At 56.9% G+C, this 14,699-nt stretch carries 14 protein-coding genes; 10 read left to right on the top strand and 4 right to left on the bottom strand.

Going from position 1 to position 14,699, the window contains the following annotated elements:
- The first annotated feature begins 89 nt into the window (after nt 1-89).
- Nucleotides 90-944 (top strand): hypothetical protein, encoded by an 855-nt coding sequence (locus tag ACOSDR_RS04385; protein ID WP_420730498.1) that lies wholly within the window; start codon nt 90-92, stop codon nt 942-944.
- A gap of 8 nt (nt 945-952) precedes the next feature.
- On the opposite strand, the gene ACOSDR_RS04380 is transcribed toward ACOSDR_RS04385, so the two are convergent.
- The 3 genes from ACOSDR_RS04380 to fabA form a co-directional block, all read right to left on the bottom strand.
- Nucleotides 953-1,756, bottom strand: coding sequence for an enoyl-ACP reductase FabI (locus ACOSDR_RS04380; RefSeq protein WP_420723390.1), 804 nt, complete (start codon nt 1,754-1,756; stop codon nt 953-955).
- Between the two features lie 8 nt (nt 1,757-1,764).
- Entirely contained in the window at nt 1,765-2,988 is a 1,224-nt protein-coding gene (gene fabB, locus ACOSDR_RS04375; RefSeq protein ID WP_420730497.1) for a beta-ketoacyl-ACP synthase I, read from the bottom strand.
- 106 nt (nt 2,989-3,094) lie between these two features.
- On the bottom strand, nt 3,095-3,631 hold the full coding sequence (fabA, locus tag ACOSDR_RS04370; RefSeq protein ID WP_420730496.1) for a 3-hydroxyacyl-[acyl-carrier-protein] dehydratase FabA: 537 nt from the start codon (nt 3,629-3,631) through the stop codon (nt 3,095-3,097).
- Nucleotides 3,632-3,974: 343 nt separating this feature from the next.
- Here fabA and ACOSDR_RS04365 point away from each other — a divergent pair, with 343 nt between their 5' ends.
- The 9 genes from ACOSDR_RS04365 to ACOSDR_RS04325 all read left to right on the top strand — a co-directional run bounded on the left by ACOSDR_RS04365 (nt 3,975) and on the right by ACOSDR_RS04325 (nt 14,238).
- Nucleotides 3,975-4,631: a winged helix-turn-helix transcriptional regulator gene (locus tag ACOSDR_RS04365; protein ID WP_420730495.1), complete on the top strand. Its 657-nt coding sequence runs from the start codon at nt 3,975-3,977 to the stop codon at nt 4,629-4,631.
- Nucleotides 4,631-5,134, top strand: coding sequence for a transcription termination/antitermination protein NusG (gene nusG, locus ACOSDR_RS04360; protein WP_420730494.1), 504 nt, complete (start codon nt 4,631-4,633; stop codon nt 5,132-5,134). Before ACOSDR_RS04365 ends, nusG begins: the two co-directional genes overlap by 1 nt.
- A 58-nt stretch (nt 5,135-5,192) precedes the next feature.
- A complete protein-coding gene (locus ACOSDR_RS04355; protein ID WP_420730493.1) occupies nt 5,193-6,209 on the top strand; it encodes an MraY family glycosyltransferase in 1,017 nt (338 codons plus the stop codon).
- On the top strand, nt 6,191-7,096 hold the full coding sequence (locus ACOSDR_RS04350; protein WP_420730492.1) for an NAD-dependent epimerase/dehydratase family protein: 906 nt from the start codon (nt 6,191-6,193) through the stop codon (nt 7,094-7,096). The genes ACOSDR_RS04355 and ACOSDR_RS04350 overlap by 19 nt, the downstream gene beginning before the upstream one ends.
- Nucleotides 7,097-7,155: 59 nt before the next feature.
- Nucleotides 7,156-9,105, top strand: coding sequence for a polysaccharide biosynthesis protein (locus tag ACOSDR_RS04345; RefSeq protein ID WP_420730491.1), 1,950 nt, complete (start codon nt 7,156-7,158; stop codon nt 9,103-9,105).
- Between the two features lie 25 nt (nt 9,106-9,130).
- Nucleotides 9,131-10,687 (top strand): bifunctional phosphoribosylaminoimidazolecarboxamide formyltransferase/IMP cyclohydrolase, encoded by a 1,557-nt coding sequence (purH, locus tag ACOSDR_RS04340; RefSeq protein ID WP_420723398.1) that lies wholly within the window; start codon nt 9,131-9,133, stop codon nt 10,685-10,687.
- 19 nt (nt 10,688-10,706) lie between these two features.
- Nucleotides 10,707-11,585 (top strand): DMT family transporter, encoded by an 879-nt coding sequence (locus ACOSDR_RS04335; RefSeq protein ID WP_420730490.1) that lies wholly within the window; start codon nt 10,707-10,709, stop codon nt 11,583-11,585.
- A gap of 42 nt (nt 11,586-11,627) precedes the next feature.
- Complete coding sequence (locus ACOSDR_RS04330) at nt 11,628-12,347, top strand: HugZ family protein (RefSeq protein ID WP_420730489.1); 720 nt, start codon at nt 11,628-11,630, stop codon at nt 12,345-12,347.
- Between the two features lie 286 nt (nt 12,348-12,633).
- Nucleotides 12,634-14,238, top strand: a complete 1,605-nt coding sequence (locus ACOSDR_RS04325) for a phosphoenolpyruvate carboxykinase (protein WP_420723401.1) — start codon at nt 12,634-12,636, stop codon at nt 14,236-14,238.
- A gap of 79 nt (nt 14,239-14,317) precedes the next feature.
- Here ACOSDR_RS04325 and ACOSDR_RS04320 read toward each other — a convergent pair.
- Nucleotides 14,318-14,699 (bottom strand): hypothetical protein (locus tag ACOSDR_RS04320; RefSeq protein WP_420730488.1); only part of this gene is annotated, 382 nt, incomplete at its 5' end.

Genomic DNA, 14,699 nt, shown 5'->3' with positions numbered 1-14,699 from the left:
AAGGCCGAAAGGAAAACAGCTTGAAACCAATGCGACCATCCAAATATCCAGTGCAGCAGTTCTGCAAGCATTTGAAAGAAGGTCGGATTATGCATTCATCTGGGACATCCACAGCCTATTGGCTTTCCTGCGCTGTTTTCGGGGTGCTCCTGGGCGTATCAGGTTATGCCGGGGCCGCGTCTGATACTGCTATACCAACACAATTCTCAGCCCAGAAAGTGCAGGGGCAAGAAGACAGAGTGGCGATGGAGCAGACGGCAGGTCAGACGACGGGTCAGGTTGTTGATGACGCCGTTGATCCAGATCACATCGCACAGGACCCGGTTGCGTATCTTTTGGCATTGGACACCATCCGAGCCTATTTCTGGGCTGGCCAAATCGCTTATCAAAGCAATGATCCGGGTACTGCGGGGGAGATGTTTGAAGCCCCGATGGTCGATGTCTATGTGAACCTGGAATCCTTTCTGAACCAGCAGGGTGCGCGCCCATTCGGGGAGGCGTTGAGTGAGGCGTCCGATGCGGCTTTTCTGGAAAAATCACAGGGCGACATGCAGGCAGCGATTGATACCATCTTCGATTCTTTGACCGCTGCAGAACAGGTCACCCCAAAGAGCGACCGCAGCCCGGAAGACAGCCAGGCGGAGGTTTTGGCGGATTTGCTTGTGCGGGCTGCAACCCAATACAATTCGGCTTTTGAGGCGGATGGCACGGATCGTACCTGGTTGAATGGATATGGCTTTTACAAGGCCGCCCAATACCGGGCATCCGTCGCATTGCCCCTGTTGTCGCAGCAGAAGACGGAAATACATTCCGCCTTCCTGAAGGCGATGGAGATTCTGGATCAGGCTTATAAGAGCTCAGCACGACCGGTAATCGCCCCGATCAGGCAGTCATCAGTGACCGACGCAGCACAGCATGCCGCTGACCTTGTGGGCGCGCACTAGAAGGGGGTTTATTCCAGGTCTGTTTCCGCCGGGATTGCCATGCCGACCAGATGATATCCACTGTCGACATAATGCACTTCGCCAGTCACACCGCCAGATAGATCTGAAATCAGATAAAGCCCGGAATTTCCGACTTCTTCCAATTCGATGTTCCGACGCAGGGGGGAGGATTTTCCCTGCCAGTTATAGGTGAACCGGGCCCCTGCGATCGCAGATCCCGCCAGGGTGCGCATCGGACCGGCTGATAAGGCATTCACCCGAACACCATTGCGGCCCAGATCCACAGCAAGATATTTCACCGATGCTTCCAAGGCGGCCTTGGCAACGCCCATCACGTTATAGGAGGGCATGACACGTTGTGCGCCCTCATATGTCAGGGTCAACAGGCTGCCCCCAGGACGCAGCATCGGCTCGGCATATTTCGCGACCGATGTGAAGGAAAAGCAGGAAATATCCAGCGTATGGCGGAAATTGTTACGCGTCGTGTCGACATACCGCCCTTTCAGCTCTTCCTTATCGGAATAGGCGATGGCGTGGACGACGAAATCAAAGCTGTCCCAGACTTTACCCAGGGCCTCAAATGTTTCCTTGATGCTTTCATCGGTGGCGACATTGCACGGCAGGCAGGCCGCCGCATTCACACTTTCCGCAATCGGGCGGACGCGCTTTTCAAAGGCTTCCCCCTGAAAGGTGAAGGCCAGTTCAGCACCGTGATCGTGGGCAGCCTTGGCGATTCCCCAGGCAATAGAATGCTGGTTCGCAACCCCCATGATCAGGCCGCGTTTGCCGGCCATTAGTTTCTTCGCGCTCATCGACCGATTCAATCCGTTACTTTTCGGAGGGCGAGCGTGGCATTGGTGCCGCCGAAACCAAAGCTGTTTGAGATGACGAGATTCAGATCAACATCGTCCATCCGCTCCCGCGCGATGGGCAGGCCTTCGGCCTCCTCATCCAATTCATCAATGTTGATGGAGGGAGCAATAAAGCGATGCTTCATCATCAGCAGGGAATAGATCGCCTCTTGCACGCCGGTCGCGCCCAGGGAATGACCGGTCATTGATTTGGTGGACGAGATGATCGGCACCTTGTCGCCAAACACTTCCTTGATCGCCTGCAATTCGCGAGTGTCGCCAATCGGGGTGGAGGTCCCATGGGTGTTGATATAGCCAACAGGTTCGTTCAATCCCTGCAGCGCTAATTTCATGCAGCGAACGGCGCCTTCGCCCGACGGCTGAACCATATCGTACCCGTCGGAATTGGCCCCATATCCGACCACTTCGCCATAGATTTTCGCACCCCGCGCCCGGGCATGTTCCAGTTCTTCCAGAACAACAACGCCGCCGCCGCCGGAAATCACGAAACCGTCGCGACTCTTATCATAGGCGCGGCTGGCCTTGGTCGGATCGTCGTTATAGCCGCTGCTGAGCGCTGGCATGGCATCGAAGACCACCGTCATGGTCCAATCCAACTCCTCGCCGCCGCCGGCGAAGACGATATCCTGCTTGCCCCATTGAATCATTTCCGCGCCGTTGCCGATGCAATGGGCGCTGGTCGAACAGGCAGAACTGATGGAATAGTTATGGCCTTTAATCTTGAACGGCGTGGCCAGAGTTGCAGAATTGGTCGACGACATAATGCGCGGCACCATGAAGGGGCCAACTCGTTTGGCGGATTTTTCGCGCGCGGTGTCCCAGGCCCACAGCATATTCTTGGTCGACGGCCCGCCAGAGCCCATGATCAGACCGGTGCGCTCGTTAGAGACTTCCTCGTCCGTCAGGCCTGAATCGTCGATTGCCTGTTGCATGGCGATATAGTTATAGGCCGCGCCATCCCCCATGAATCGCAGCAGCTTCTTGTCGATATGGTCGCTGACATCAATGTTTGGTTTGCCATGGACATGACTGCGAAAGCCGCGTTCCGCATAGTCGTCGCTATGGCTGATGCCGCTGCGTCCGTTGCGCAGGGAATCCAGGACTTCGTTTTGAGAATTTCCGATACAGGACACAATGCCCATGCCGGTGATTACTACCCGCCGCGTATTCATTTGCGTCGCAGCTCCATTCGTTAAGTGAAACAATCAGGACTTTCTATTGACCTGCTCGAGTCGCATATGGGGTCGACCCTGCCAGAAATTAAGACCAGCGAAACGTTTAAGACCCATCGGTTTTGAACAGACCAACCTTCATATCGCGGACTTCTGCGGCCGGGTTTCCATCAACCTTCATAAGGCCGTCGGCGATGCCCATAACCAGTTTGCGCATGATGACACGCTTCAGATTGATCTCGTAGGTGACCTTTTTTGCAGTGGGCAGCACTTGTTCAAACAGCTTCACTTCGCCCACGCCCAATGCGCGCCCTTTACCAGGGGCGCCCATCCAGCCCAGGAAGAAGCCGACAAGCTGCCACATCGCGTCCAGCCCCAGGCAACCGGGCATAACAGGGTCGCCCTGAAAATGGCAGTCGAAGAACCAGCGATCCGGCGTAATATCAAATTCGGCCAGAATATGACCTTTGCCCAGATCGCCGCCGTCTTCTGTGATGCGGACAATGCGGTCCATCATCAACATCGGGGGCAATGGCAATTGCGCATTTCCCGGCCCAAAGAGTTTGCCCTTTGCGCATTCAATCAATTCCTCATACGAGAAGCTGTTCTGGCGCGCGGTTGCGACTGCTTCGTTACCCGTCAAGAGCTCATCCTCATGAAAACCACATCAGAAACCGGGGCGCAGGCCCCGAAGCGTTGGGGCTTTTGCCCATCTTGGTTTCCTTCATACCTAAGTTGCCCCTGTAATACAATGGATAGCGGGTTTGGCTCAAGCACTGTCGAAACCTGTGGTTTGTATTGCCCGAAAGGCCGGTTCCAGTGATTCGTAAAACATAGAGATGATGATCGAGCGGTCCTTTTCGTCAGACCCCCGGAAGGTCCTGTTTTCCTTAGAGAAGGGTGTTTAGCCGAAAATTATCTTGACGTTCATGCGATGAACAGAGTACGTGTTCAAGTCATGAACATGGTTTGATGCGGACCCTGAAATGAGCGAGAAGAAGCCAATAGATATAGACACGGTGGACGCTGATATGGCGATCACGCTGGGTCTGTTGACGGCGGTGGAGCGTGAGGGTCAGGTCACGCAGCGCTCGCTGGCAGGTGAATTGGGTATCGCACTGGGCCTTGCCAATTCTTATCTGAAGCGGGCCGCCCATAAGGGATGGATCAAGGTTCAGCAGGTTCCCCCCAATCGCTATGCGTATTATGTGACGCCGCAGGGATTCCACGAAAAGGCCCGCCTGACAGCGGAATATCTCAGCAGTTCCCTGACGTTTTTCCGTCGTGCGAAAACACAAATCAGCGAAGCACTGGAAGAATTTGTCGCACAGGATCGACGCGCTGTCGTCTTGATCGGCGTCAGTGAACTGGCGGAAATCGCCGCACTATGTCAGTTGCAGATTGATGTGACCCTTATCGGCATTGTCGATCCAGACAGCAGCAAGGACAGCTTTGCAGGCCTGCCCGTTGTTCGCCGGATGGAGGATTTACCTGCCGGTGAAGCCTATTTGATCACGGATGTTAAAAAGTCCCAGGCGACATTCGACGCGATGATTGCCCGCTATGGCACACTGCGCGTCAAGGCCCCCCGACTGCTGCATATTCGGACGGACAAGCCCGCAGCACGGCCGGAGTCGCCGTAATGAAGCAATGGTTCGTAATCTATTCCAGGTCATCACAGGAACGCATTGCCGAAGGAAATCTTCAGGCGCAGGGGTTTGAAACCTATCTGCCGCGACTGGCCTGCCGGAAAACCCAGGCGCGGCGCAGTTTGGTTGTCACGGTCCCGATGTTCCCGCGCTATTTCTTTGTGCGCGCGGATCTGGATGCCAGTCGGTGGCGTTCAATCTATGGCACGTTCGGGGTTGCCACAGTGGTCTCGTTTGGCGATCGCCCGGCTGCTGTGCCAGAATCGGTGATAGATGAATTGCGGATGCGGGAAGATTCGGACGGCATCATTCGTTTGCCAAAAGAGGTCGCATTCAATGCCGGTGATCAGGTTCAGATTACCGATGGACCCCTGTCTGATGTGGCGGCGATGGTGGCGGCAAAATCGGACCGGGACCGTGTTTTCGTGCTAATGTCGATTTTGGGTCAGCAGGTCAAGGTCCGGGTTGGAAATGACCGACTGCGCCGCGCATCCTGAGGGACAGGACTTCGAAATTCCCTTGCCTCACAGCGGGTCCGCGCCGTAAATCGACCCCATGATTTTCTATATCGTCTTTTCTGGGATAATTTTTGCCCTCAGCATTCTGCTGACCGGTGTCGTGCTGCGCTGGTTGCGTCACCGCGCCATTCTGGATGCGCCCAATGCCAGGTCCAATCACGATACGCCAACACCCCGTGGCGGGGGGATTGCAGTCGCAGCGACGATCGCGATTGCCTGGATTGCCTTGCTGTGGCTGCGCCCTGATCTTGCGATAGGCCTTAATCCGGCAGTGATGTTGGGCGCCTTGGGCCTGTGTCTTTTGTCCTGGCTGGATGATTTACGACCCCTGGGGGCGGGATTGCGCCTGCCCGCGCATTTGGTCGCCTGCGCCATCGGGATCTGGGCACTGCCGGATAACGGTCTGGTCTTTCAGGGACTGTTGCCCGCATGGGCGGATGCGGTGCTGGTTGTGCTAATCTGGGCTGGGTTTCTGAATTTCTATAACTTTATGGATGGGATCGATGGCATAACAGGTGTTGAGACCATCGGAATTGCGGGCGGTTTGGCGTTGTTCGCAATTGTTGTGTCGATGGAGCCTGCTTCTCAAAGTTTACCCTTAGCCGCGCCGCTGGCAATCGCTGTGGTCGCAGCCGGTTTTCTGGTTTGGAACTGGCCGCCTGCAAAATTGTTCATGGGGGATGTTGGCAGTGTGCCTTTGGGCTATTGCCTGGGTTGGTTCCTGTTGTTTCTGGCCGTAAAGGGTAATTGGGCAGCGGCGGTGATCCTGCCAGCTTATTATCTGACGGATGCCGGATTGACCCTGGTCATCCGGGCCGCCCGTGGTGAGAAAGTCTGGCTGGCCCATAAAGAGCATTTCTATCAACAGGCGGTTGCATCCCGCATGAATGCTGGTCTGTCGCGGCGTCGCGCGCACTGCCGTATTTCCGCCGTCATTGCATGCCTGAATGCCGCCCTGGTTGCCCTTGCCCTGCTATCGCTCAGTCATGCGATTGTGGCATTGGTCGTAAGCGTCGCTATGGTGGGAGGAGTATTATGGTGGATGAAACGCTGAAGCCGGGCAGTACCGTTCTGGTGACCGGAGCCAGCGGTTTTGTCGGGCGCGCGGTATGCGCCACATTGACCCGGGCCGGATACAAGCCCCGTCCCGTTGGCCGTCATGATGTGGGCGAGATTCATCGCGGCACCGATTGGGGCCAGGCCCTGCAAGAGTGTCAGGCGGTGGTTCATCTTGCGGCGCGGGTTCATATCATGGGCCATGACAGCGCAAAAGGGGAAGATGCCTTTCGAGAGGTCAATCTGCACGGCACCGCCAATCTGGTGCGTCAGGCGGCAGATCGGGGCATTGGCCGCTTTGTGTTTATGAGCACGATAAAGGTTCTGGGCGAAAACGGGGTCGAAGTAACACCGGACGACCCGCCCGCCCCGTTTGACGCCTATGCCGTCAGCAAGACAGAGGCGGAAGCCGCAGTGCGGGAGTTATCCGGTGATATGGAGACCGTGATTTTGCGCCCCCCCCTGGTCTATGGACCTGGCGTGAAGGCAAATTTTGAGCGACTGATGCATCTGGTCGCCAGCGGATGGCCCCTGCCCTTTGGCGCAATCGAGAACCAGCGCAGCCTGATCTATATCGATAATCTGGCCGATGCCGTGCGCCATGCGCTGACCTGTCATCCTGGTACCTATCACCCGAAAGACAGCCGTGATTTCAGCACGGCCAATCTGGTCCGTCTTCTGGCCCAGGGTATGGGGCGACGCTGTTTCCTGCTGCCGGTTCCAGTGGCCCTGATGCGGGGAATGGGACGCCTAACCGGAACTTATCCGGCCGTTGCCCGCCTGACGGGCAGTTTCACCTCTAATGGCGCAATGGATGGCTGGGAGCCGCCCGTGCCTGCGGAACAAGCCATGTTGCAAACCGCGCGGGCGTTTGCCGAGTCGTAAAGGCACAGGAAACGAGTCATTCGCTTGCCTGAGAACATTTGCAAGGCTATACGCCAGTTATGTTGGGGCCATTGAAACATAACCGCGCGCGCATCGCCTTCACCCATGACGTGATTATGGCGGCATTGTCCTTTCCCCTATCGCTGTATCTGCGTATGGGGGATGGGATTTTTATATTTGCCGGCAGCTATTTACTGCGCGGAACAATAATCTTCACGCTGATCGCCGCCGTGGTTTTTCTGACCAGTCGCCTGTACAAGGGGATCTGGCGCTACGCCTCGATTGATGATCTGGTTGCGATGACCAAGGCCGTGACCCTGATCGTGCTGATCTTTCTGCCCCTGATGTTTATCGTTGGGCGTTTGGAATCGGTGCCCCGCTCCCTGCCTTTGATCAATTGGTTTGTTCTGTTGGCGATGCTGGGCGGGCCACGGTTTCTATACCGTGTGATGAAAGATCGCGGCATTCGCAAAGGATTGCTGAAAAGCCCTACAAAACAGGTGCCGATTCTGTTGATTGGCGCTGGAGACGGGGCGGAACTGTTCCTGCGGGAACTTCGTCGGGATGCCAATACGCCATATCATCCGGTCGGCATTCTGGATGAAACCGGCGGTCGGGTCGGTCGGGAAATCCACAATGTGCCGGTTATGGGCACGGTGGAGGATATTCAGGACGTGCTGAAAAAATGCGCCCTGGCTCCGCAAAAATTGGTCATTACCAAGGAAAACCTGGACGGGGCACTGGTTCGCCGTGTCATGGAAAAGGCAGAGGCCCATGGCCTGACCGTATCGCGCGCGCCGAAACTGACGGAGTTGCGCGGTGGCCTGGATTCTGAGCGATTGGAAATCAAGCCGGTTGCGGTTGAGGATTTGCTGGGTCGCCCCCAGCAACCGCTGGACCGGGAGGCGATGAAGGCGCTGGTTCGGGGTCGGCGGGTTCTGATCACCGGGGCGGGGGGAACGATCGGGTCCGAATTGGTGAACCAGATCGCCGACAGCCATCCGTCGCATCTGTTTCTGTTCGATGCTTCGGAATATCAACTCTACCAGATCGATATGGCGATGGCGGAAAAACATCCCGATCTGCCCCGCGAAGCCGTTTTGGGCGATGTGCGCGACAAAATGCGGGTGCAGGACACCATGCAGCGCCTGCGCCCCCAATTGGTGTTTCATGCTGCCGCCTTGAAACATGTGCCGATGGTTGAGGCGAACCCGTTGGAAGGCGTACAGACCAATGCACTGGGCAGCCGCATTGTTGCGGATGCCTGCCGCGCGGCGGGTGTCGATTGCATGGTGCAGATTTCCACGGATAAGGTTGTGAATCCAACCAATGTAATGGGCGCAACCAAACGTGTCGCAGAATCCTATATCCAGGCGCTGGACCCGGTTTCCCGCGCCGAAGGCGGCACCCGCTATGTTGTCGTTCGGTTTGGCAATGTGCTGGGATCCACCGGGTCCGTGGTGCCGCTGTTCCGGCGTCAGTTACAGGCGGGCGGTCCCTTGACCGTGACCCATCCCGATGTGACCCGGTACTTTATGACTGTGCGTGAAGCCGTCGAACTGGTCTTGCAGGCGGCCGTTGTCGGGACAGAGGATGCCGATGCCGCTGGCCGGATTTTCGTGCTGGATATGGGCCAGCCCATCAAGGTTCTGGATCTGGCCCGTCAGATGATCCAGTTGGCCGGACTGCAACCCGACAAAGACATCCAGATCAAATTCACCGGATTGCGGCCCGGTGAAAAACTGTTTGAAGAATTATTGCATGGCGGTGAGGCCGAGTTGCCCACCCGCGCGCCGGGCATGACCCTGGCGGCACCCCGTACTGGGAATCTGAAAGATCTGCAATCTGCCCTTGATGCGCTTGAAAAGGCTGCGCGGGCCGGACAGCGTGATACAGTGCTGCGCATTATGACCGATTTGGTGCCGGAATATACGCCTGATCCCGGGACAATGGTGCCCGTCGTCTCGGAACGCGCCGTTCCGGAGTCGGGGCGTCCCCAGACTGATTGACCTGACACGAAGGAACTTGCTTGCCATGACCGATATGCCAATACACCGCGCTTTGATCTCTGTCTCGAACAAGACAGGGCTGGTGGAGTTCGCTCAGGGTCTGGCGCGCCATAAAGTGCGCCTGCTCTCGACGGGTGGGTCAGCGAAGGTATTGAAAGAGGCTGGCCTGGCTGTGACCGAAGTATCGGATCACACCGGATTTCCGGAAATCATGGACGGGCGCGTGAAAACGCTGCATCCATCGATCCATGGCGGTATCCTGGCCCGCCGGGATGATCCGAAACATCGGGTGGCGATGGAGACCCATTCCATCTCTCCCATCGATATGGTGGTGGTGAATTTGTATCCGTTTGCTGAAACGGTCGCATCCGGGGCCAGCTACGAAGAATGCATCGAAAATATTGATATCGGCGGGCCGGCGATGATCCGTGCTGCGGCAAAAAACCATGAATGCGTCACCGTCAGCACTGATCCAGCCGAATATGAAAGCATCATCAAAGCGATGGATGAGAATGACGGTCACACACCGCTGGAACTGCGCCAATTCCTTGCGAGAGAAGCATATTCCCGCACGGCTGCTTACGATAGTGCGATTGCAAGCTGGTTTGCCTCGCAGCAGGGGGAACACTGGCCCAAGCGTCTGGCCGTTGCCGGTCGTCGGTCGCTGAAACTGCGCTATGGTGAAAACCCGCATCAGCAGGCCGCCCTATATACCCGTGCTGGCGACCATCGTCCCGGCGTTGCCAATTGCGAACAATTGCAGGGTAAGGAACTCAGCTATAATAACATCAATGATGCGGATGCCGCGTTTGAACTGGCTGCGGAATTCGAAGAACCGACTGTTGTGATCGTTAAACATGCCAATCCGTGCGGCGTGGCCAGTGGGGAAACCCTGGCCGATGCCTGGGATGCGGCACTGGCCTGTGATCCGGTATCGGCCTTTGGCGGCATTGTTGCGGTCAATCGCTCGGTTAATCTGGATCTGGCATTGAAGCTGAAGGAATTGTTCCTTGAAGTGGTGATCGCGCCGGAATTCGGATCGCGCGCGCGCGAAACGCTGGGTCAAAAGCCAAACCTGCGTCTGTTACGCACGGGGACAATGCCCGATCCCAAGGCAGACCGGAATCGCCTGTCTTCCGTTGCGGGTGGTATCTTGATTCAGTCTGCGGATAATGGGCGGGTCTCCTTGGATGATCTGAAAGTGGTGACCAAGCGCAGCCCGACCGATAAGGAACTGTCGGATATGATGTTTGCCTGGCGCGTTGCGAAGCATGTCAAATCCAATGCCATTGTCTATGCCCGGGATAACGCCACGGTTGGCATCGGTGCCGGTCAGATGAGCCGTGTTGATAGCGCGCGAATCGCCGCCCAGAAGTCTTCTGAACAGCAAGGCACAAAGGATTCCGTCGTTGCCTCGGACGCGTTTTTTCCCTTTGCCGATGGACTGTTGGAGGCAATCAAGGCCGGCGCAACGGCAGCCATTCAGCCCGGCGGTTCCATGCGCGATGAAGAAGTCATCGCCGCCGCAGACGAGGCCGGAATCGCCATGGTCTTCACCGGCATGCGCCATTTTAGGCACTGATATCTGTTAGGCGTTCGCCATGGGTGAGGTCAAAGCGACCCTGATCGGGTTTTCGGCGATTGTGATGTGGGGCGCGCTGGCCGTATTCACGACCTGGACCGGGGGCATTCCGCCGTTTCAGCTGGTTGGGATGACGTTTACGATCGCCTTCCTGCTGATGTTGGGGAAATGGCTGTGGCGGGGGGAGGCGATCGGCGCCCATTTGCGTCAACCTGTCCGGGTCTGGATTTTTGGCACTGCAGGCCTGTTTGGCTATCACTTCTTTTATTTCATGGCCCTGAAGAACGCCCCGGCGGTGGAGGCAAGCCTGATCGCCTATCTGTGGCCGCTGTTGATCGTGGTCTTTTCCGCCCTTCTGCCAGGGTCGGAACGGTTGGGCTGGCATCATATCGTGGGGGTGCTGTTGGGGCTTGGCGGGTGCGTCTTGTTGGTGTCCGATGGCGGGTCGGTTCGTTTCAAGGATCAATATCTGCTGGGCTATTTGTCAGCAGCCGCCTGCGCCCTGACCTGGTCCAGTTATTCGGTCGGATCGCGCTATTTTGGCAAGGTGCCGACCGATGCCGTGGGCTGGTTCTGTGCCGCTACGGCGATTGGCGGATTTGTCTGTCATGGCCTGTTTGAAACCTGGATCCAGCCGGAAACGCCGTTGATCTGGATTGCAATCCTGCTGTTGGGATTGGGGCCGGTCGGGGCGGCCTTCTTTGCCTGGGATATCGGGATGAAACGCGGCAATATCCGGACATTGGGGGCCTTAAGCTACATGGCCCCGCTGTTGTCTGCGATCCTGCTGGTGGTGGCGGGACAGGCCAGCGTCAGTCTGGTTCTCGCCCTGGCCTGTTTGGCCATTGTTGCCGGTGCCTTGTTGGCGGCAAAAGACATGATCCGACGCCGCATATAAGGAATTCTTGCAGTCCAAGGTGGAACAAGATCAGATTGGGTCATGGAAAAAGACACGTCGACAGACAGTCCCGCCAAGACCTGCCGCCTGCTGGTGCGGGCGACAGACAGGGCTGTCCTGTCCACCAGATTGCCCGACACGGGGGAGCCTTATGGCTCCCTGGTCCTGATCGCCGCGACGCCCGGGGGCGAACCTTTGATGCTGCTCAGTGACCTGGCCGAACACACGAAGAATCTGAAGGCCGATCCACGGGTCTCGCTGTTGATCGATGGGACCGCCGGGCTGGACAATCCCCTGACCGGGGCCAGGGTCAGCCTGCAGGGGCGGATTCAAGCGGACGATGATGTACTGGCGCGAACCCGCTATGTCCGGCGCCATCCCTCTGCCCGGCTGTATGCGGGATTTGAAGATTTTTCGCTTTATCGTCTGATCCCGGATCGGGCCCATCTGGTCGCGGGTTTTGGGCGCATAAACTGGACACAGGACGTGCTGTTTACGGGCGATTATCAGGATCTTGCAGAAGCGGAGGCTGAAATTTTGGCCCATATGAACAGCGATCACCTGGATGCGGTGGGCCTATATGCGAATCGCTTGCTGAAGCGTTCCGGGGTTGGATGGTTTTTAACAGGCATTGACCCGGAAGGGTGTGATTTGCGTCGGGGCGGCGATTGTGCGCGTCTGAATTTCGCCACGACTGTAAGCGATGCGGAAGGGGCGCGACGGGAATTTGTGCGTTTGGTTCAATTGGCGCGATCTGCGTAAGAAAATGCCGAAAATGCGGCATTCCAGACTCGCCATTCTGGGTCGCGACTTGTATAAACGTCGCCCCGGCATGCTGATCAGGTGGGGGGTGAGGCAGCAAGGCTTTCACCCGTGTTGGATTGGGCGACACCATAGAGGCTGTGACCTCATCAGGTGTGCGTCTATAATTGAAGCGTAGGCAACAAAAGCGTCGGCTAAAGGCTCGCACATTGTCTGATCCCGGTCTGAGATCGCGACAGTTCAGTATGGCGAAATCCTGCCAGGCGCGACCATGGAGGAATATTTGGTGTCCGAGAAAATTATCTCCCGCAGCTCCTATGGGCTTGGTAAACACGGCATCGTCAATGCGGCGGTGCAGCACTGGAATCTGGGCACGGAGGCGCTGTATGAAGCGACGGTGCGTCTGGGGCTGGGCACGATTACCAAAGGTGGGGCGCTGGCCTGCCAGACGGGTAAATATACCGGGCGCTCCCCGAATGATAAATTTATCCTGGAAGAGGCGAATACGAAGGACAGCATCTGGTGGGGCAAGGTCAATAAGCCGATCAATCAGGACCGTTTCGACCGCCTGCATGCGATGACTTCGGTCTATCTGCAAAACCGCGATCTGTATGTTCAGGACCTGTATGCCGGGGCGGATCCAACCTATCGGCTGAAGGTGCGCGTCATCTCTGAAAGCCCCTGGCACGCCCTGTTCGCGCGCAACATGTTTATCGTTCCAGAGGCTGAGGCCTTGGCGGATTTCGTGCCTGATGCGACCATCCTGCACGCGCCCTTCATGAATGCGGTGCCAGAGCGGGACGGCACCAATTCCGAATGTTTCATCCTGGCGGACCTGAATCGCAAACTGGTTCTGATCGGGGGCAGCCAATATGCTGGGGAGATTAAGAAATCTGTCTTCTCCCTGATGAATTACATCCTGCCGGAAAAGGGTGTTCTGCCGATGCATTGCTCCGCTAATATTGGCGCACAGGGCGATGTCGCGGTGTTCTTTGGTCTCAGCGGCACCGGTAAGACGACCCTGTCGGCGGATGGATCACGCACATTGATCGGCGATGATGAACATGGCTGGTCCGACAATGGCGTCTTCAACTTTGAAGGCGGTTGCTATGCCAAGGTGATCAATCTCAGCCAACAGGCAGAACCGGAAATTTTCGCCACTACGCAGCGATTCGGCACGATTCTGGAAAATGTCGTGTTCGATCCCCTGACCCGTGAATGCGATCTGTATGATGGAACGCTGGCGGAAAACACCCGTGCCTCTTACCCGATTGATTTCATTCCCAATATCGAAGCATCGGGGATGGGCGGTCAGCCGCAGAATATCGTCATGTTGACGGCTGATGCCTTTGGCGTACTGCCGCCGATTTCGCAATTGACGCCGGAACAGGCCATGTATCATTTCCTCAGCGGCTATACCGCCCGTGTGGCCGGAACCGAACGGGGCGTGACGGAGCCGCAGGCGACCTTCTCCACTTGCTTTGGCGCCCCCTTCATGCCGCGCCATCCCACCGTTTATGCCAAGATGCTGGGCGAGAAAATGGCGAAGACCGGCGCGCGCTGCTGGTTGGTCAATACCGGCTGGTCCGGTGGGCAATATGGCGTGGGCAAGCGCATGTCGATTCAATACACCCGTGCCATGCTCAGCGCCGCGATTGAGGGCAAACTGGCCTCCGTCGCCAAGGTTCAGGATCCCAATTTCGGCCTGCTGGTCCCGGAAAACTGCCCGGACGTTCCCAACGACGTGCTGCAGCCCAAGACCACCTGGACCGACGGCGGTGCCTATGACTCAACCGCACAAAACCTGCGCGGCCTGTTCCAGAACAATTTCAAACAGTTCGAAACCGATGTTTCCGACGACATCAAAAAAGCCGGCATCTACGCCGCCTGATCGGTGCCTGCCCCGTTTCAGCAAAACGCCCGGGCCAAGGTCCGGGCGTTTTTGTTAGGTGTCACTCCAACTCCGGCCGTCAGCGGTTCTTGAGGACGTCGACCAGCTCATAGGGCGTCTTGCGGGGGCCGCCGATGAAGTCGGGAACTTCCCAACCTGCGCATTCATACATCCAAGCCAAATTTTTTGGATGCTCGCATCTTTTAGAGGATATCCCCCAATAGGCATCCAGGTCCTGGATCAGCACATCCAAACCGCCTGGTATTTCAATAACACGATCAATGAAATCCGGTTCGCCGCCCAGCATGGTGTAGAAATCCAGATCCGTGCAGATCCCCCAGCTTTCCTCCCGTGAGAACATGAAGCCCCCCGCGCCCATACAAATGAAGAGTTCCTGAAAATACGCAATGCCGGCATTTATGGAGCCTGGCGGCGTCGCGATGGCCCCAATGTTTGAGCCC

It is taken from the genome of Hwanghaeella sp. 1Z406, from assembly GCF_048892425.1.
Classification (GTDB): domain Bacteria; phylum Pseudomonadota; class Alphaproteobacteria; order UBA8366; family Aestuariispiraceae; genus Pacificispira.
The sequence above is the reverse complement of the archived record's forward strand: the minus strand, read 5'-3'. Positions and strand labels throughout refer to the sequence as shown.